Raw genomic sequence first — 16,571 nt, forward strand, 5'->3', positions numbered from 1 at the left:
AGGAGAAGTCATGCGCTACCTGGACCTCCCGGACACCACCCGACTGTCCCTGCTCCGCGGCTACCTGGAGCGTTCGTGGCGCCGTCCCGGTGTGCACGGCACCTGGGTGGCGGAGCACGATCAAGCCTGCGACACCGAGGTCTGCGACTCCCGCGCCTACGAGGATGGTCAGCGTCTGCGGGCCGCGCTGGACGCCGTGATCGCCGCGATCACCTTCGAGGAGCTCAACGTCGCCGAGATCGCCTACGACGAACTCGCCGCCGAGCTGGACGCGCGCTGGGGCGACGGCATGGTCGTGCGGACCTCCGAGGGAGCCGAGCTCGGTTTCCGCGGTTTCCGCGGCGACGGCTTCTCCACCGCCTCCCACCTCCTCGTGGGCGAGGCCCGCGTCGGCTGAGCGAGGATGACTCCATGAGCGAGTCCGCCTCTCCCCGTCCCCGCTGGTTCACCGCGACCCCCGAGGGCCATTCGACCAACTACGTCGAACGCTTCCGCGCGCTCGCCGACCAGGGCGCCGACCTCGACGGCGAGGCCCGGTTCGTCGACACCCTCGCCGGCCGCGGCTCCCGGATCCTCGACGCGGGCTGCGGTGCCGGACGCGTCGCCGGTGCGCTGCACGCGGTGGGGCACCAGGCCCTCGGCCTCGACGTCGACCCGGTCCTGATCGAGGCGGCCGAGACCGACCACCCCGGCCCGACCTACGCCGTCGCCGACCTCAGTGAACTCACGCTCGACGACGTCGGTGACGAGCCCGTCGACCTCACGGTCTGCGCCGGCAACGTGATGGTCTTCCTCGCGCCCGGCACGGAGCAGCAGGTGCTCCGCAACCTCTGTGCCGTGACCCGTGCCGGTGGTCGCGTCGTCCTCGGGTTCCGTCGCGACGAGGTCTACCCGTTCACCGCCTTCGACGACGACCTCACCGCCCTGGCCCGCGACGGTGTCGCCGACTTCGAGCAGCGCTTCGCGACTTGGCACCTCGACCCGTTCACCGACGACGCCGACTTCGCGGTCACCGTGCTCCGCGTCCGCTGAGACGTCCCGTGGGTCCTGCCCCGGTCCACCCAAAGGTCGCCGTAACCGGTACCCAGGGCGGAGACGGCCGGTACTCCGGGTGGATCCGGAGCACCGTGGCCCAGACCTAACGTCGAGGCATGCTCACTCCACGCCTCACCGTCGACCTCGCGGCGGTCACCCACAACGTCACCCGGCTCCGGGCCGGGAGCACGGCCCGCGACCTGGTTGCGGTGGTCAAGGCCGACGGCTTCGGGCACGGTGCCCGGGCGGTTGCCGGCGCGGCGATCGCCGCCGGTGCCTCGGGGCTGGGGGTCACGACGCTGGCTGAGGCCGAACCGTTGCTGGACCTCGGGGTGCCGGTGCTCAGCTGGCTCAACCCCGTCGGCGCCGCCTTCGAGGACCCGGCCACCGCCGACGTCGAGGTCGCCGTGACCTCGCTGGAGCACCTGGCTGCCGTGGTCCGTGGTGCTGCCCGGAGCGGGGTGCGTCGTCGGGTCCATCTCTTCGTCGACACCGGCATGAACCGGGACGGCTGCGACCCCGTGGACTGGGTGACGTTGTGTGCCCGCGCCCGTGGCGCCGAACGCTGCGGGTACCTCGAGGTCGTCGGAGTGATGGGGCACCTGGGGTGTGCCGACGACGAGAACGAGCGCCACCACCGCGCTGCGCACCTCCGCTTCACCGCCGCGGTCCGTGTCGCTCGCGGCCTCGGACTCTCGCCGCGGCACCTGCACCTCTCCGCGACCGGGGCGACCCTGCGCACCCCCGGTGCCCACCACGACACGTTGCGGGTGGGTGCCGGCCTCGTCGGCATCGATCCGTCCGGCGTCGAGGCAGCTGTCTGCGGGCTGCGCCCGGCCGCGACCCTGAGCGCCCCCGTCGTCCAGGTCCGTCGAGTCGTGGCGGGACAGCACGTCGGGTACGGGCACGACCACGCCGTGTCCCGGGACGGATGGGTCGGGCTGGTCCCGTTGGGGTACGCCGACGGTCTGCCGCGTGCGGCGTCCGACCATGCCGAGATGTGGGTGGCCGGACGACGTCGTCGGGTCCTGGGCTGGATCTCGATGGACCAGACGGTCGTCGACCTCGGGGACGACGCCGTGGCTCCGGGCTCCGAGGCGGTCGTGTTCGGGCCCGGGGAGCGGGGTGAACCGACGGTGCAGGAATGGGCAGAGTGGGGGAGCACGATCCCGCACGAGGTGCTCACCGGGATCCCGGCACGGGTCGCGCGGGTGCACCTCGGCGCTGGAAACCTCAACAGCTCGAACCACATGGAGCGTGCCGCATGAGCGCCGCAGAGGGAGCAACCACGCGGGTCGCGGTCATCGGTGGCGGAACGAGCTCCGAGCATGACGTCTCGAACGCCACCGCCGACTCGATCAGCACGACGCTCGCAGGTCTCGACGAGTTCGAGGTGCTGCGCATGGACATCACCCGCTGCGGCGGGTGGCAGGACGCCGACGGTTCGGCACTGGACGCGGCTGTGGCGTTGGGGAAGCTCGCCCGCTGCGAGGTGCTGTTCGGGTCGGTGCACGGCCCCGGCGGCGAGGACGGGACGCTTGCGGCGCTCGCCTCGCTGCTGGGGGTCGCCGTGGTGGGCTCCGGCCTCACCGCCGGAGCCCTGGCGATGGACAAGTGGGTCACCAAACTCGTGGCCGCCGAGGTCGGGGTGCAGGTGGCCGCCGGGCGGCTGGTGCGTCCCGACGACCTGGTGACGTGGGAAGGGCCGGTGGTGGTGAAGCCGGTCGCGGCGGGATCGAGCAACGGCGTCTCCTTGGTCCGCGAGCCCGGAGACCTCGAGGTCGCACTGAAGGCGGCCTTCGCCGAGGACGACCGCGTACTGGTGGAGGAGGTCGTGGAAGGCCGCGAGATCGACGTGGCGGTGCTGCGCCGGGCTGACGGCACGCTGCTGGTCACGCCGGCGCTGGAGGTCCACGTCGACGGTTTCTTCGACTACGACGCCAAGTACGGAGGCAGCGACGGCACCCGGTTCGAGGTCCCGGCCCCGATCACCGGGGCGGAACGCGCCGAGCTGGAACGTCAGGCGGTGGACGTCTTCGAGGCCCTGGGGTGCGCCGGGGTTGCTCGGGTCGACTTCTTCCTCACCGAGCGTGGCTGGGTGCTCAACGAGGTCAACACCGTGCCCGGGATGACGGCCACCTCGCAGGTGCCGTTGATGGCGGCGGCCGCGGGGATGACGTACGCGGAGCTGCTCAGCGACCTCGTCAGGTCGGCCCGTGTCCGTTGAGGCCTGCACTGACCGCAACGCCGACGTCGTGAGTGCACACCACGTCGGGATCGACGTCCTGCGGGCCGCCGCGGTGGCACTGGTGATGGCCCGGCATGCTCTGCCCGACCTGTTCCCCGGCGCCGGCGTGGTGGGGGTGGTGATGTTCTTCGCGCTGTCGGGTCACCTCATCACCCACGGGCTGCTGGCCGAACACCGTCGGGACGGTCGGATCGACCTGCGGGAGTTCTACCGACGCCGGGTCGTGCGGCTGGCCCCGGCGCTGGTCCTCTGGCTGATCGGGTTCAGCGTCGTCGTGCTGTGTCTCGATCCGCTCGGCGACCGGACGACGTTGTCGGCGACCTGGGGCACCGCACTGACGTGGACCGCGAACCTGCCCTTGCCGTGGGTGGGGGAGTCCAGTGACGCGGCGTTCCACCTCTGGACCCTGGCCGGGGAGGAGCAGTTCTACCTGCTGTGGCCTGTCCTCCTCGGGTGCGCGCTCGCCCGTCGTCGACGCGTGAGGCTCCTCCTGGGGGCGTTGCTGGCCTGCGTCGTCGGACTGGCCGCGACCGCGCTGTGGCTGGGGGAGGCAGCCGACGTGGCCTACGCGTTCCCCACCAGTTGGGCGCTCTGCTTCGTCGTGGGCGGGGCGTCGGCCCTGTTCTCCCCGGTGGTGCAGCCGCTGGCGACAGGGAGATGGATCGTGCCGACGGCATCAGCCACACTGCTGGCCCTCGCGTTGCTGCCGGTGCGCGGTTCCTGGCTCACGTACACCGTCGTCGCGCCACTGGTGGCGGTCCTGACCACGCTGTTGGTGGCGCGTGCGCGGGCCGGGGGCGTCGACGCCGCGGGCTCGCCCGACCTGGCTCGGGCCGCGGTGTGGTTGGGGCGTCGTAGTTACGCCGCCTACTTGTGGAACTACCCGGTCGCGGTGTGGCTGCGTGCCACGGACCTGCCGCTCGGCGTCCAGGCCGTGGTGGGTGTGCTGCTGACCTGTCTGCTCGCCGAGGTGTCGTGGCGCTGGGTCGAGGAACCCGCGGCGCGTCGATGGGGAGGTCGACGCCGGGGAGCACCGGCTGGCCGGGAGGTGCGCGCATGAGAACATCCGGTGTGCGTGACGCCGACTCCGAAGTTCCCCTCGCCCCGGTCGCCGGCGAACCCGGAGCGCGGTTCCGGCGTCGTGACGTCGTCTTCGGGACCCTTGCCCTGGTCACCGTCGTGATCGCGTGGTTCGGGTTCGCCACGCACAGCGACCCGTACCTCAACTGGATCGACGACGACCTCCGCAACCGTTCGTTGTGGGGCACCGCCGTCGCGGTGCTCGCGGTGGCGGTGGCGGGACGGGTTCCGTCGTTGTCGTTGCTCCTGGCGTGGATCGTGCTCGGCATGGTGGGTCTGGGGTGCCCGCCCCAGGCTGCGATCGGCATGACCGTGCTGACCGGGTTCGCGTGCGCTGCGTGGGGCAACCGTTGGACGCTGTGGGCCAGTGCGCTCTCGATCCCGGCCGCGACGTTCCTCGTCGCCGTCTCCCTCGACCCGCTGGTGGTCAGCAGGGCGGCTGCCGAGTTCGGCTTCTACCGCTACGGCTACGACCTCTACCAGGTCGTCGACTGGCGGCTCGTGATCCTCGTGGTGGCGATTCTCGCGCTCGCGCTGCCGTGGTTCGCGGGGCTGGCGGTACGGTTCCGGATCCGCTCGGAGGCAGCCGCCCGGGAGACGGCCGTTGCCGAGGCGGAGCGCGACGACGCCGCTGCCGCCCGCGTCGAGGCCGAGGAGGTCGCGCATGTCCGGGAGCAGCAGGCGCAGTTGGCCCGCGACGTCCACGACGTCGTGGGGCACTCACTCACCGTGATCCTCGCCCAGGCCCAGGCGGCCCAGTTCCTCGGCGACGAGGAGCAGGTGCGGGCTTCGTTGGAGACGATCGCAGCCACCGCCCACACTTCTCTCGACGACGTGCGCCGCGTGCTGGCCAGCACCTCGGGGGCGCCGGTGCCGGCCCCGGCCGTGGAGGACCTGCACGTGATGCTCGACGGTGTGCGCGCCTCGGGGCGCCGGGTCGAGTTCATGGAGGAAGGGCAGCCGCGCCCGCTCCCGCCCGAGCTCGCCACGGTCGCACACCGGGTGCTGCAGGAGATGGTCACCAACGCAGTGCGCCACGGCAACGAGCACGAGCCGATCCTGGTGGAACGCCACTGGGGGTGGGACCTGCGTCTGGAGGTCGCCAACGCGATGCCGTTCGAACCCGAGCAAGCGGTCCCACCGACGGTGGTCCGTCGGGTCGGGCAGGGCGTCACCGGGATGCGGCGTCGGCTGGAGTCGGTCGGCGGGCGTCTCGACGTCCGGATCCGCACCGGGGACGCCACCCGTCCCTCCACCCACACGGTGACGGCCTGGCTGCCGTTGCCCGGAACCCTCGAAGGACAGCACCGACCGTGAACGACGAACACCCCGACGAGATCCGGGTCCTGCTGGTCGACGACCAGGAACTCTTCCGTGCCGGGATCCAGGTGATCCTGGACGCCCAGCCCGGCATCCGGGTGGTGGGCACCGCCTCCGATGGCGCCGAGGCCGTTTCGGCAGTCCGGGCACTGAGCCCTGACGTGGTGCTGATGGACATGCGGATGCCGGAGATGGACGGCGTCGAGGCGACCCGTCAGATCTTCTCCCCGGCCGCGGTCGCTGCCCGGGAGACGCCGGTGAAGGTGATCGTGCTGACCACCTTCAACCTCGACGACCGGGCCGCCACCGCGATCCGTCTGGGGGCGAGCGGGTTCCTGCTCAAGGGCACCTCGCCGGCGCTGCTCGTCGACGCGGTCCGCACGGTCCACGCCGGACACGCGGTGCTGGCACCGGAGGACCTCGCGACGCTGATGGAGGGCCAGTTCAACACCCCCGAGGTGACGGTGCCCGCCGCGTACGCGTCACTGACCGAACGCGAGCGCGAGGTCTTCGACGGCGTCGTGCGGGGCCTGTCGAACGGTGAGATCGCGGCGGCGTCGTTCCTGGGGGAGTCGACGGTGAAGACCCACGTCGGGTCGGTGCTGCGCAAGCTGGGTCTGCGTGACCGGGTGCAGATCGTGGTCTTCGCCTACGAGCACGGGCTCGCCTGAGTCACTGGCTGATCGTCTCGTCGTAGACGACCTTGCCGTCCGGGTTCTCGACGACGTAGCGAACCTTCGGCTCGTCGACGCCAGCGGTCTCCATCTGCGGCAGGACCGTGGTGCGCAGCGATTCCACGGCGGGGTTCGCCTCGCTCTGCAACGCCTCGGCAGCCTCGGCGGGAGCCTGTGCGGCCAGGACGTAGCGGATCAGCAAGGTGTCGTCGCCCTGGGCCTCGACCGTGATGTCGGAGTAGACCTCCTTCATCGCTTCCTTCTGGGTGCCCAGCATGCTCCGGTTGGCCTCGACGAGCTGGTCGAGCGCAGCCCGGGAGCGGGTGTTGTCGCCAGCCTCGGTGGGCTCCGAGGTGGGGGAGGCTGCGGAGCTGCTCCCCGGGGCAGCGGACGTGGCGGGACTCTCGGAGGACTTCGCGGCTGGTTCGTCGTCGCTGCAGGCGCTCAGCCCGAGCACGAGCGCGCTGCCGAGGACGACGACGCCGAGCCGGTGACGCAGGGTGGCGGGTCGCAGGGTGGCGGTTCGCGGGGGAGCGGGACGGGACGCGGTGACAGGCATGAGGTCTCCTGGGATCTGGTCGGGGCGAAGGCGCTCAGAGAGCGTGGACGCGGAACAGCATCGCGTGCGGCACGCCCATGGCAGCGCCTGCGGTGGTGGTGAAGGTAGTGACGAGTTCCCGCGGGGTGGGGTGGTCGGTGAGGACCGCGAAGTACTCCGCGTGCGCCTCGAGGGACGCGACACCGCGTTCGAACGACTCCTCGTCGACGACGACCCCGTGGGTGGGGTTCGGGTCGCCGTGGACCAGCAGCCACTGCGGCGACCACGGCTCCAGGCCCTCGTCGATCAGGTCGGTGAAGACCCACCGGTTGCCGGCGTCGCGGACACCGTCGGCGCAGGCCAGCCCGGTGGCGCGGTGGTCGCCCTGGTTGAGTCCCCAGGCGGGTTCCTCGGCCCACGTCTGGGTGACGACGATGTCGGGCCGGAACGTGCGCACGGCCCGGGCGACGTCACGGCGCAGGTCGAGGGAGTAGGTGAGCATCCCGTCGGGGTGGCCCAGGAAGTCGATGTGGTCGACGCCGACAGCCACGCCGGCCGCAATCTGCTCGCGGGTGCGCAGCGCGCCGGTCTCGTCGGGGTGCATCGTCGAGATCCCCGCCTCGCCGCGCGTCATCAGCAGGTAGCGGACCTCGACGCCGCGAGCCGTCCACGTCGCGACCGCCGTCGACGGCCCGTACTCGATGTCGTCGGGGTGGGCAACCACGCACAGCACGCGCTGGACGTCGGCGTCGTCGAACGTGGGCAGCAGTGCGGGGGTCTCGGTGGTCATGGGCCCGACGGTAGCCCGTGGGCGGTCACCTGGGAACGGCAAAGGCCCGCCAGCGCCGAAGCGGTGACGGGCCCTCGTCAGACCTGGATCAGACGATCAGGACTTGTTGGCCTTGCGGGCGCGGGCAGCGGTGCGGCTGCGCTCGCCGGCGTCCAGGACCAGCTTGCGGATGCGGACGTTCTCCGGGGTGACCTCGACGCACTCGTCGTCTCGGCAGAACTCCAGGGACTGCTCCAGCGAGAGGGTCTTCGGCGGGGTCAGCTTCTCGAAGTTGTCAGCGGACGAGGAACGGATGTTCGTCTGCTGCTTCTCCTTGGTGATGTTGACGTCCATGTCGTCGGCGCGCGAGTTCTCGCCGACGATCATGCCCTCGTAGACCTCGGTGGTCGGGGGCACGAACAGGGTGCCGCGCTCCTGGAGCGAGGTCATGGCGTGAGCGGTGGCAGCACCGGCGCGGTCGGCGACGAGCGAACCCGACAGACGCGAGCGGATCTCGCCGGCCCACGGCTCGTAGGACTCGAAGATGTGCGACGACATACCGGTACCGCGGGTGACGGTCATGAACTCGGTACGGAAGCCGATGAGGCCACGGGCGGGGACCAGGAACTCCATGCGGATCCAGCCGGTGCCGTGGTTGGACATGCCCTCCATGCGGCCCTTGCGGTTCGCGAGGAGCTCGGTGATCGCGCCGAGGTACTCCTCGGGAGCGTCGATGGTGAGGCGCTCGACGGGCTCGTGACGCTTGCCGTTGATGTCCTTGGTGACCACCTGCGGCTTGCCGACGGTGAGCTCGTAGCCCTCGCGACGCATCTGCTCGACCAGGATGGCCAGCGCGAGCTCGCCACGACCCTGGACCTCCCAGGCGTCGGGACGCTCGGTCGGGAGGACCTTGAGGGACACGTTGCCGATGAGCTCGGAGTCGAGGCGGTCCTTGACCAGGCGAGCGGTGACCTTGGCGCCCTTGACCTTGCCGGCGAGCGGCGAGGTGTTGGTACCGATGGTCATGGAGATCGCGGGCTCGTCGACCGTGATCAGCGGCAGTGCGATCGGGTTCTCGGCGTCGGCGATGGTCTCACCGATCATGATCTCCGGGATACCGGCGATGGCGACGATGTCGCCCGGGCCAGCCTTCTCGCCGGGGACGCGGACCAGGCCCTCGGTGACGAGGAGCTCGGTGATCTTGACGTTCTTGACGGTGCCGTCGCCCTTCATCCAGGCAACGGTCTGACCCTTGTGCAGCTCACCCTGGAAGATGCGCAGCAGGGCGAGACGGCCGAGGAACGGCGAGGAGTCAAGGTTGGTGACGTGGGCCTGGAGCGGCGCACCCTCGTCGTAGACCGGGGCGGGGATGGTCTCGAGGATCGTCTTGAAGAGCGGCTCGAGGCTGTCGCCCTCGGGGAGGGTTCCGTTCTCCGGCTTCACGGAGGAGGCGATACCGGCCTTGCCCGAGGCGTAGATGACGGGGAAGTCGAGTGCGTCCTCGTCGCCGTCCTCCAGGAGGTCCATGAAGAGCTCGTAGGTCTCGTCGACGACCTCGTCGATGCGAGCGTCGGAGCGGTCGGTCTTGTTGACGACCAGCGCGACGGGCTTCTTCTGGTTCAGGGCCTTGCGCAGCACGAAACGGGTCTGCGGGAGCGGACCCTCGGAGGCGTCGACCAGGAGGACAATGCCGTCGACCATGGAGAGCGCGCGCTCGACCTCGCCACCGAAGTCAGCGTGACCCGGGGTGTCGATGATGTTGATCGTCATGCCCTCGGGAGCGGAAGGACCGCTGTAGTGCACGGCGGTGTTCTTCGCGAGGATCGTGATGCCCTTCTCGCGCTCCAGGTCGCCGGAGTCCATGACGCGGTCGCCCGCGTTCTCGGCCTCGCGCTCAGTGAAGGCACCGCCCTGGCGGAGCATGGCGTCGACGAGCGTGGTCTTGCCGTGGTCGACGTGGGCGACGATGGCGACGTTGCGCAGGTCGTTCCTGCGAAGAGAAGTCATGAGCGTGTGGCATCACTTTCGGTACTCGGGGGTTGCCACCCCGACTCGGGTAGCCGATCCATCCTACGTGCGGGGCCGATCCTGACCCACTTCGCGCGTGCGTGGCCTTGGTCTCCACAGGTGCCGAGCGGGATTCGTGCAGGTGAGCCTCACCTATGTTGGGTGAGCCTTTCCTTCGATGCGGATGCGTCCGAGGTCGTCTAGCGTGGCCCGCATGAAGCTCACTCCCGCCCTCGAAGACGCGTTCAACCAGCAGATCACCCTGGAGTTCGGCGCCTCCTTGGTCTACCGCCAGCTCGCCATCGAGATGGAGCTCCAGGACCTCCCCGGCATGGCCGGCTGGCTCCGCGCCCAGGCCGACGAGGAGATCGTCCACGCCAACAAGTTCATCCAGCACGTCGCCGACCGTGACAACCACCCGGTCATCGGTGCTCTCGACGCGCCCGTCGCCACCGTCTCCACCCCGCTCGACGTCTTCAAGGCGTCCCTGGCGCACGAGCAGAAGGTCTCGGAGTCGATCCGCAACCTCTACCGCCTCGCCGACGCCGAGGGCGACATCGACTCCCGTCCCCTTCTCAACTGGTTCGTCGAGGAGCAGGTCGAGGAGGAGGCCACCATTCGCGAGATCATCGGCCAGATCGAGCGCATCGGTGACGACGGTGCCGGCATGCTGCGCCTCGACGCCGACATGGCCGCGCGTCAGTCCACCGGCACGGAAGTTGCGTGACGGTTCGTCCTCACGGACGACGCGAGCCTCAGAGCACTGACGGGAAGTGATGGATGAGGCTCCGGTTCGGTCGACCTGACCTGCTGAGGTGGATCCACCTCACTGATGTCCCGGTCGCTGACCCCGTGGCCGCCGCCGCAGGATCCGTCCTGCAGGTCGCGTGGCTCGGGGTCAGCACCGTGCTCGTCACCGACGGCACGAGTGCCGTCATGACGGACGGGTTCTTCTCCCGGCCGTCGTTGCTGCGCACCGGTCTGGCGCCGTTGGTCCCCGACCGGGCTCGGATCGAGCACGCTCTCGACCGGATGGGCATCCTCGCCCTCGACGCCGTGCTCCCGGTCCACAGCCACTACGACCACGTCCTCGACTCCGCCACTGTCGCCGCGCGCACCGGAGCCGACGTCTACGGCGGCACCTCGACGTTGAACGTGGTGGTGGGCCACGGCCTGCCGCCCGAGCGGGTCACGGTCGTGGAGTCGGGCGAGACCCATGAGGTCGGCGGCTTCGAGATCACCCTCGTGGAGAGCAGCCACTGCCCACCCGACCGGTTCCCCGGCGAGATCGAGGAGCCCGTCATGATCGACGACCGGGCGCGCGAGTACCGCTGCGGAGAAGCGTGGTCAACGCTGATCCACCACCCTGCCACCGGCCGTCGGCTGCTGGTCCAGGGCTCGGCCGGCTGTGTTCCCGGCGCCCTGGAGGGGCAACAGGCCGAGGTCGTGATGCTCGGGGTCGGGCAGTTGGGCGTCCAGGAGGATGCCTACGTCGAGGAGTACTGGAACGAGACCGTCGGGCGGGTCGGGGCGAAGGTCGCGGTGGTGGTCCACCACGACAACTTCTTCCGACCTCTCGATGCACCGTTGCGCGCCCTGCCCTACGCGGTGGACGATCTTGACGTGACCCTGCAGCGCCTCGAGGCGTTGGCCGAGCGCGACGGCGTGCGACTGCACCTCCCGACGCTGTGGGACCGCACCGATCCTTGGCGTTCTCTGCCGGTGTGACCCTCACCGAGCACGCGCCCCCACAGGAGGCTGACGTGCTCGCTGCCCTCACCGGACTCGGCCTCTCGGCGGCTGCCGGGCTGAACGCCTACATCCCGTTCCTGGTGGTCGCGCTGGTCGCCCGGTTCACCGATGTCGTCTCCCTGCCCTCGGGGTGGGAGTGGATGGAGTCGTGGTGGGCGATCGGGCTCGGCGTCGTGCTGTTGGCCGCTGAGGTACTGCTCGACAAGGTCCCGGTGGTCGACACCCTCAACGACGCCGTGCAGACCGCGATCCGTCCGGCCAGCGCAGGAATCGTGGTCGCTGCGACCACGGCCGCGCAGGACGTCGAGGACTCGTCGTCGTTCCTGGCCGACAACCCGTGGATCTCGATCGTGCTGGGCGCGGTGGTGGCCCTGGTGGTGCACACCGCGAAGGCGACGATCCGCCCCGTCGCGAACGCCGGGACGGGGGGAGTCGCGGCACCGGTGCTCTCCACAGCCGAGGACGGGGTCTCGGTGGGGCTGAGTCTGCTGGCCCTGCTTGCGCCGGTGCTGGCGTTGGTCGCCCTGCTGGCTGTGGTGTGGGCCTTCGTGCGGATGCTGCGTGCCGCGGTGCGTCGCGGCGACGCCCGGAGGCGGGAACGCCGCGCCGCCGAGGCCGCCCACCGGATGCAGGCGGCCAGCGATGACGTCAGTAGGGGGCGACCGCCGTCGTTGCCGGAGCCGCGACGTCGGCGAGAGCCCGGTCCAGAGCAGCGGTGACGTGCAGGGTCGTGGAGGGGAGGACGGGCAGTTCGAGGTCGGCCTGGTGAACCAGGAGCTCGAGTTCGGTGCAGCCCAGGATCACTCCGCCGACACCGGCGTCCCACAGGTCCTCCACGATCCGCACGACGCGTCGTCGTGAGGCGTCGGTGATCTTCCCGTGCACCAGCTCGTCGTAGATGATCCGGTCGAGGTCGTCGCAGGCCTCCTCGGGCGGGACGACGACGTCGAGCTGGTGTCCGGCGAGCCGGTCGGTGAAGAACGTCCGGGTGGTGGCGAACTTCGTCCCGATCAGCCCGACGGCGTGGATCCGTCGCTCGCGCGCAGTCCGGGCCACGACGTCGGCGAGGTGCACCAGGGGCAGGTCGACGGCGGCCTCCACCTGGTCGGCGACGCGGTGGAACGCGGTCGTGCACAGGAGCAAGAAGTCGGCGCCGGCCCGTTCGACGCCACGTGCAGCCTCCACCAGGATTTCGGCAACGCCGTCCCAGTCCTCGGCGTTCTGCAGGTGTGTGACCTCGGCGAAGTCGACCGAGGTCATGATCGTCCGGGCCGAGTGCAGCCCGCCCAGACGCGCCTGCACGCCCTCGTTGAGCAGTCGGTAGTACGCCGCGCTGGATTCCCAGCTCATGCCGCCGATGAGTCCGATGGTCTGCATGGCGAGCAGTGTGGCAGCGATCCGCGCTGCGTGGGGCGCGTCATGGCCAGATTCTCAGCCCCCGACGCGGAGCCTCAACCGCCGACGATCTGGCGCAGTGCCGCGACGTGACCGCGGTAAGCGGTGCGCCCGGCCTTCGTCATCGCCACCCAGGTGCGGGTCCGGCGGTCGAGCACACCCTTGGAGACCTTGACGTACCCGGCCTCCTCCAACGTCTTCAGGTGCTTGGAGACGACGGAGTCGCTGACGCCGAGGGTCTCGCGCAGCAGGGCGAACTCGGCGCTGTCGACGAGGTCGAGGGTGGCGCAGATCTGGAGTCGTTGCGGGGCGTGGACGAGGGTGTCGAAGGCGGGCTCGACGTCCTTGTTCATGCCTGACGCTTCTTGCTGGCCACCCAGGCGGCGTCCCACCTCGGGCCGAGGAAGGTGCAGACGCCGAACGACGCGACCGCGCCGATCACGCAGACCACGCCGTTGTGCGTGACGGTGGCGGCGACCAGGGAGACCAGCATGACGGCGAGCATCAGCCATGCTTTCCACGCGCCGGGTTCGCGCAGGGTGGCCATCGTCCAGTTGCCGGTCCGGTCGATGTAGGAGCGCACGGCCCACCCGAGCAGGGCGCAGGCGGCCACGACGGCGGTGATCGAGAGTGCGGTCGGGACGGCGTCGGCCTGGGCGCCGACGATCAGCGCCATCGCGACGCCGAGCTTGGTGTAGTAGTGCGGCGGGCTGCCGATCCGGTCCGCGACGTCTGCGCGGGTGGAGGAGATCGCAGCGAGGGCGGCGGCCGCGTCGTCGGGGTCGTGGGAGTTCTGCCTGGTCATGGATTTCACGCTCCTGCGAGGTTCGCGCGGTCGAACTGGGCGCCCAGTGCAGGGACGGCGCCGAGGATGACGAGGGCGGCGACGACGGCCACCGCGACGTTGTCGGTCAGCGAGGCTGCGCCGATTCCGGCGACGACGAGGAGGCATGCGAGCCCGAGCCAGTGCACGCCCGGCGTGGTGGGGCCGGCGATCGCGAAGCTGCCGTGGAGTTCGTTCCAGGACCGCACCGCGAGGTAGACCAGCGCGACCGCGATGACGGCGCCGACCACCTGGATCACGGGGGCGGAGGCGACGGCGATCGTCAGGGTCGCGAACGCGACGGCGAGCTTCACGTAGTAGCCCTCGGGGCTGGGTGCGTGGCTGGTGCTGGTCACGGGGTCTCCTCATGGACGGGACTTTCCAACATGGAAAGTAAACCACTGACTTTCCATGTTGGAAAGTGGAGTCCGCCGGAAAACCCAGCGGGACGTCATAGGAATCCGAGGGCAGAGCCCCGGATTCCTATGACGTCCCGGAGAAAAAAGGGGGATCAGGCGCGGTGCACCTTGTGGGCCGCAGCCTGGGCACGCGGACGGACCACCATCTCGTCGATGTTCACGTGGCTGGGCAGCGAGGCGATCCAGCGCACCGTCTCCGCGATGTCCTCGGCCAGCAGCGGCTCCGCGACACCGTCGTAGACCTTGTCGGCCGCAGCCTGGTCGCCGCCGTACCGCACCAGCGAGAACTCCGGGGTGTGCACCATGCCGAGTGCGACCTCGGAGATCCGGATCGGCTCACCGCACAGCTCCAGGCGCAGCGTGTGCATGACCGCCTTCGCGCCGTGCTTGACCGCGACGTAGCCGCCACCGTTCTCGTACGCGACGCGGCCCGCGACCGAACCGATCGTCACCACCAGGGCGTCGCCGCTGGCACGCATCGCCGGGAGCAGGGCAGCGGTGACGCGCTGCAGACCCACGACGTTGACGTCGAACATCTGCTGCCACTGCGCGGGGTCGGCCGACTCGACCGGGTCGTTGCCGAACGCACCACCGGCGTTGTTGACCACGACGTGCACGACGTCGCCGCAGGCTGCAGCCAGGGCAGCGACGGAGTCGGCGTCGGTCACGTCACAGACCACTGCGGTGCCACCGATCTCGGCCGCGACCTCGGTGATCCGGTCGGCGCGCCGGGCCGCGCACACCACGTGGAAACCGTCACCGGCCAGGGCGCGGGCGGTCGCGGCGCCGATGCCGGAACCAGCTCCGGTGACGACGGCGACGCGCTGGCCGGAGGCGACCACGGAGGCAGGGACGGCGGCAGGCACGGAGGTGGGGACGGAGGGGTCAGGGCTCATGACGTCATTCTGGCACCGGCGTCGACACCGCCGGAGGCCTTCGGCTTTGGCAGGATCGACCCCGTGACGATCATCGCTGCAGCAGACGGTTCCGCACTCGGCAACCCCGGCCCCGCCGGGTGGGGGTGGTACGTCGACCCCTCCTGCTGGGCCGCCGGCGGTTGGCCGCACGGCACCAACAACATGGGCGAGCTCACCGCCGTCCTCGACCTGCTGCGCCAGACCGCCCACCTCGAGGAAGAACTCGAGGTCCTGTGCGACTCCAAGTACGCCATCGACACGATCACCAAGTGGATGGCCGGCTGGAAGAAGAAGGGCTGGAAGAAGGCCGACGGCAAGCCGGTGGCCAACCTCGAGATCGTCAAGGCGCTCGACGTGGCGATGCGTGAGCGCGTGGGGAAGGTGACCTTCACCTGGGTCAAGGGCCACGCGGGTCACGCCCTCAACGAGGAGGCCGACCGCCTCGCCAACGGCGCCTCGCAGGCCTACAAGGAAGGCCGTGTGCCCGACGGCGGTCCCGGATTCGGCGACGCCGCTGACCGCGTCACCGGCGCCGCCCGCGTCGAGGACGACGGCGCCCCCGCCGCTCCGGCCGCGCTGCCCGAGGCCAGCCTCTTCGACGCTGTGCCCGCGGCCAGCCTCTTCGACGCTGTGCCCGAGGTCGACCCCCTTGGAGCCGCCGCCCCCGGAACCGACGCAGCTGCCGACGAGGGTGTCTCCCGCGACGACGCCCCGTTGCTCGCGCCCGGCGTCGAGGAGGTTGCGACGGATCCCCGGGAGACCGTCCTCGACCTCGAACGTGCCCTGCTCACCGACGCGGTCCGCTCCGACGTCGAACGAGTCGCCGACCTCCTGCACCCCGAGTGGAGCGAGATCGGACGCAGTGGTCGACTGCTCACCCGTGAGGGGTTCCTGCAGGGCGTCGGGCCGGTGGGCCACGTCGACATGGACGTCCTGGAGGTGAGCGAGGTCAGCCCCGGCGTCGTCCTGATCGTGTGGCGCAGCCACGGCCGCGCCGGCGCCACCCTGCGCAGCAGTTGGTGGGTGCGTGAGCGCGGCGAGTGGTTCCAGCGCTTCCACCACGCGTCGGCCGAACGCGCCTGACCCCACGACGCAGTAGGGTCAGGCGCGGGACGGGACCTGCACACCCTGGGGAGGGACCATGCGGACCAGAGCGATGGCGGCACTGCTGAGCATCTCCGGCGGAGTCGCCTGGATCGTGCGGTGGCTCCTGCAGGACGCAGGCGCGGCACAGTCCCAGGACGAACTGCGCTCGATCGGTCTGGCGCTGATCCTTGCCTCCTGGGTCTGTGTCGGCCTGGGCATGGTCAAGGCCACCGCCTGGTGGCTCGGCCTGGTGGTCGGCGCCGCGGCTCCGCTGCTGGTGTGGACGGTCTACGAGACGGTGCACACGTGGGGTTCGTCGGGCTCGACACATCTCGTCCTCGGGGTGTTCGCGGTCGTCACCGGCTTCGTGCTCGCCACCGGGGCACGGCGCGACCGATCGACGGCCGCGCAGGCGCCGGTGGGCCGGGTCCCCGAACCGCAGCGCGGTCGGCACAGCCGGGTCTGAACGGGCCCGCTCACCCCCGGCAGTCGCGTTCGGGGACGGCTC

At 70.5% G+C, this 16,571-nt stretch carries 20 protein-coding genes; 12 read left to right on the plus strand and 8 right to left on the minus strand.

The features are described from left to right. The first annotated feature begins 10 nt into the window (after nucleotides 1-10). The 7 genes from EOV43_RS02645 to EOV43_RS02675 all read left to right on the plus strand — a co-directional run bounded on the left by EOV43_RS02645 (nucleotide 11) and on the right by EOV43_RS02675 (nucleotide 6,354). Complete coding sequence (locus EOV43_RS02645; protein ID WP_128219555.1) at nucleotides 11-397, plus strand: hypothetical protein; 387 nt, start codon at nucleotides 11-13, stop codon at nucleotides 395-397. A 14-nt stretch (nucleotides 398-411) separates the two neighbouring features. Then, nucleotides 412-1,032, plus strand: a complete 621-nt coding sequence (locus EOV43_RS02650; RefSeq protein WP_128219556.1) for a class I SAM-dependent methyltransferase — start codon at nucleotides 412-414, stop codon at nucleotides 1,030-1,032. Nucleotides 1,033-1,151: 119 nt separating this feature from the next. Next, nucleotides 1,152-2,303, plus strand: coding sequence for an alanine racemase (gene alr / locus EOV43_RS02655; RefSeq protein ID WP_128219557.1), 1,152 nt, complete (start codon nucleotides 1,152-1,154; stop codon nucleotides 2,301-2,303). Continuing rightward, nucleotides 2,300-3,262 (plus strand): D-alanine--D-alanine ligase family protein, encoded by a 963-nt coding sequence (locus tag EOV43_RS02660; RefSeq protein ID WP_128219558.1) that lies wholly within the window; start codon nucleotides 2,300-2,302, stop codon nucleotides 3,260-3,262. Before alr ends, EOV43_RS02660 begins: the two co-directional genes overlap by 4 nt. Continuing rightward, nucleotides 3,252-4,343 (plus strand): acyltransferase family protein, encoded by a 1,092-nt coding sequence (locus tag EOV43_RS02665; protein ID WP_206611380.1) that lies wholly within the window; start codon nucleotides 3,252-3,254, stop codon nucleotides 4,341-4,343. Before EOV43_RS02660 ends, EOV43_RS02665 begins: the two co-directional genes overlap by 11 nt. Continuing rightward, nucleotides 4,340-5,680: a sensor histidine kinase gene (locus EOV43_RS02670; protein WP_128219559.1), complete on the plus strand. Its 1,341-nt coding sequence runs from the start codon at nucleotides 4,340-4,342 to the stop codon at nucleotides 5,678-5,680. The genes EOV43_RS02665 and EOV43_RS02670 overlap by 4 nt, the downstream gene beginning before the upstream one ends. After that, nucleotides 5,677-6,354 carry a response regulator gene (locus EOV43_RS02675; protein WP_128219560.1) on the plus strand — a complete coding sequence of 226 codons (678 nt, stop codon included), beginning with the start codon at nucleotides 5,677-5,679 and terminating at the stop codon, nucleotides 6,352-6,354. Before EOV43_RS02670 ends, EOV43_RS02675 begins: the two co-directional genes overlap by 4 nt. A gap of 1 nt (nucleotide 6,355) precedes the next feature. Here the strand turns inward: EOV43_RS02675 and EOV43_RS02680 are convergent, their stop codons facing one another. The 3 genes from EOV43_RS02680 to typA form a co-directional block, all read right to left on the minus strand. Continuing rightward, nucleotides 6,356-6,916, minus strand: a complete 561-nt coding sequence (locus EOV43_RS02680) for a hypothetical protein (protein WP_128219561.1) — start codon at nucleotides 6,914-6,916, stop codon at nucleotides 6,356-6,358. Nucleotides 6,917-6,950: 34 nt separating this feature from the next. Then, entirely contained in the window at nucleotides 6,951-7,685 is a 735-nt protein-coding gene (locus tag EOV43_RS02685) for a PIG-L deacetylase family protein (RefSeq protein WP_128219562.1), read from the minus strand. 96 nt (nucleotides 7,686-7,781) lie between these two features. Further along, a complete protein-coding gene (typA, locus tag EOV43_RS02690; protein WP_128219563.1) occupies nucleotides 7,782-9,671 on the minus strand; it encodes a translational GTPase TypA in 1,890 nt (629 codons plus the stop codon). 214 nt (nucleotides 9,672-9,885) lie between these two features. Between typA and EOV43_RS02695 the strand changes: the two genes are divergently transcribed. Genes EOV43_RS02695 through EOV43_RS02705 form a run of 3 tightly spaced genes read left to right on the plus strand, consistent with a single transcriptional unit; the run spans nucleotide 9,886 to nucleotide 12,142 of the window. Continuing rightward, complete coding sequence (locus EOV43_RS02695) at nucleotides 9,886-10,398, plus strand: ferritin (protein WP_128219564.1); 513 nt, start codon at nucleotides 9,886-9,888, stop codon at nucleotides 10,396-10,398. A 53-nt stretch (nucleotides 10,399-10,451) separates the two neighbouring features. Next, a complete protein-coding gene (locus EOV43_RS02700; RefSeq protein WP_128219565.1) occupies nucleotides 10,452-11,399 on the plus strand; it encodes an MBL fold metallo-hydrolase in 948 nt (315 codons plus the stop codon). A 35-nt stretch (nucleotides 11,400-11,434) separates the two neighbouring features. Then, nucleotides 11,435-12,142, plus strand: a complete 708-nt coding sequence (locus EOV43_RS02705) for a DUF4126 domain-containing protein (protein WP_128219566.1) — start codon at nucleotides 11,435-11,437, stop codon at nucleotides 12,140-12,142. On the opposite strand, the gene EOV43_RS02710 is transcribed toward EOV43_RS02705, so the two are convergent. The 5 genes from EOV43_RS02710 to EOV43_RS02730 all read right to left on the minus strand — a co-directional run bounded on the left by EOV43_RS02710 (nucleotide 12,072) and on the right by EOV43_RS02730 (nucleotide 14,956). Continuing rightward, nucleotides 12,072-12,800 carry an aspartate/glutamate racemase family protein gene (locus EOV43_RS02710; RefSeq protein WP_128219567.1) on the minus strand — a complete coding sequence of 243 codons (729 nt, stop codon included), beginning with the start codon at nucleotides 12,798-12,800 and terminating at the stop codon, nucleotides 12,072-12,074. The genes EOV43_RS02705 and EOV43_RS02710 overlap by 71 nt on opposite strands. Before the next feature lie 74 nt (nucleotides 12,801-12,874). Further along, nucleotides 12,875-13,171 carry a winged helix-turn-helix domain-containing protein gene (locus EOV43_RS02715; RefSeq protein WP_128219568.1) on the minus strand — a complete coding sequence of 99 codons (297 nt, stop codon included), beginning with the start codon at nucleotides 13,169-13,171 and terminating at the stop codon, nucleotides 12,875-12,877. Further along, nucleotides 13,168-13,623 (minus strand): hypothetical protein, encoded by a 456-nt coding sequence (locus EOV43_RS02720; RefSeq protein WP_128219569.1) that lies wholly within the window; start codon nucleotides 13,621-13,623, stop codon nucleotides 13,168-13,170. The genes EOV43_RS02715 and EOV43_RS02720 overlap by 4 nt, the downstream gene beginning before the upstream one ends. Nucleotides 13,624-13,628: 5 nt before the next feature. Then, nucleotides 13,629-13,997 (minus strand): hypothetical protein, encoded by a 369-nt coding sequence (locus EOV43_RS02725; protein WP_128219570.1) that lies wholly within the window; start codon nucleotides 13,995-13,997, stop codon nucleotides 13,629-13,631. A 155-nt stretch (nucleotides 13,998-14,152) separates the two neighbouring features. Next, a complete protein-coding gene (locus tag EOV43_RS02730) occupies nucleotides 14,153-14,956 on the minus strand; it encodes an SDR family NAD(P)-dependent oxidoreductase (RefSeq protein ID WP_128219571.1) in 804 nt (267 codons plus the stop codon). A 63-nt stretch (nucleotides 14,957-15,019) separates the two neighbouring features. Here EOV43_RS02730 and EOV43_RS15920 point away from each other — a divergent pair, with 63 nt between their 5' ends. Both EOV43_RS15920 and EOV43_RS02740 read left to right on the plus strand, forming a co-directional pair. After that, complete coding sequence (locus tag EOV43_RS15920; protein ID WP_128219572.1) at nucleotides 15,020-16,060, plus strand: RNase H family protein; 1,041 nt, start codon at nucleotides 15,020-15,022, stop codon at nucleotides 16,058-16,060. 58 nt (nucleotides 16,061-16,118) lie between these two features. Next, nucleotides 16,119-16,529, plus strand: coding sequence for a hypothetical protein (locus EOV43_RS02740; protein ID WP_128219573.1), 411 nt, complete (start codon nucleotides 16,119-16,121; stop codon nucleotides 16,527-16,529). Nucleotides 16,530-16,571: the final 42 nt, after the last annotated feature.

Source organism: Nocardioides yefusunii, assembly GCF_004014875.1.
Classification (GTDB): domain Bacteria; phylum Actinomycetota; class Actinomycetes; order Propionibacteriales; family Nocardioidaceae; genus Nocardioides; species Nocardioides yefusunii.

What these genes read in the sequence shown, in the direction of transcription:
- EOV43_RS02700 (WP_128219565.1), top strand. Translation starts at nt 10,452, where the DNA reads ATGAGGCTCCGGTTCGGTCGACCTGACCTGCTGAGGTGGATCCACCTC.
- EOV43_RS02660 (WP_128219558.1), top strand. Translation starts at nt 2,300, where the DNA reads ATGAGCGCCGCAGAGGGAGCAACCACGCGGGTCGCGGTCATCGGTGGC.
- EOV43_RS02650 (WP_128219556.1), top strand. Translation starts at nt 412, where the DNA reads ATGAGCGAGTCCGCCTCTCCCCGTCCCCGCTGGTTCACCGCGACCCCC.
- EOV43_RS02710 (WP_128219567.1), bottom strand. Translation starts at nt 12,800, where the DNA reads ATGCAGACCATCGGACTCATCGGCGGCATGAGCTGGGAATCCAGCGCG.
- alr (WP_128219557.1), top strand. Translation starts at nt 1,152, where the DNA reads ATGCTCACTCCACGCCTCACCGTCGACCTCGCGGCGGTCACCCACAAC.
- EOV43_RS02685 (WP_128219562.1), bottom strand. Translation starts at nt 7,685, where the DNA reads ATGACCACCGAGACCCCCGCACTGCTGCCCACGTTCGACGACGCCGAC.
- EOV43_RS02740 (WP_128219573.1), top strand. Translation starts at nt 16,119, where the DNA reads ATGCGGACCAGAGCGATGGCGGCACTGCTGAGCATCTCCGGCGGAGTC.
- EOV43_RS02695 (WP_128219564.1), top strand. Translation starts at nt 9,886, where the DNA reads ATGAAGCTCACTCCCGCCCTCGAAGACGCGTTCAACCAGCAGATCACC.
- EOV43_RS02670 (WP_128219559.1), top strand. Translation starts at nt 4,340, where the DNA reads ATGAGAACATCCGGTGTGCGTGACGCCGACTCCGAAGTTCCCCTCGCC.
- EOV43_RS02680 (WP_128219561.1), bottom strand. Translation starts at nt 6,916, where the DNA reads ATGCCTGTCACCGCGTCCCGTCCCGCTCCCCCGCGAACCGCCACCCTG.
- EOV43_RS02720 (WP_128219569.1), bottom strand. Translation starts at nt 13,623, where the DNA reads ATGACCAGGCAGAACTCCCACGACCCCGACGACGCGGCCGCCGCCCTC.
- EOV43_RS02715 (WP_128219568.1), bottom strand. Translation starts at nt 13,171, where the DNA reads ATGAACAAGGACGTCGAGCCCGCCTTCGACACCCTCGTCCACGCCCCG.
- EOV43_RS02730 (WP_128219571.1), bottom strand. Translation starts at nt 14,956, where the DNA reads ATGAGCCCTGACCCCTCCGTCCCCACCTCCGTGCCTGCCGCCGTCCCT.
- typA (WP_128219563.1), bottom strand. Translation starts at nt 9,671, where the DNA reads ATGACTTCTCTTCGCAGGAACGACCTGCGCAACGTCGCCATCGTCGCC.
- EOV43_RS02645 (WP_128219555.1), top strand. Translation starts at nt 11, where the DNA reads ATGCGCTACCTGGACCTCCCGGACACCACCCGACTGTCCCTGCTCCGC.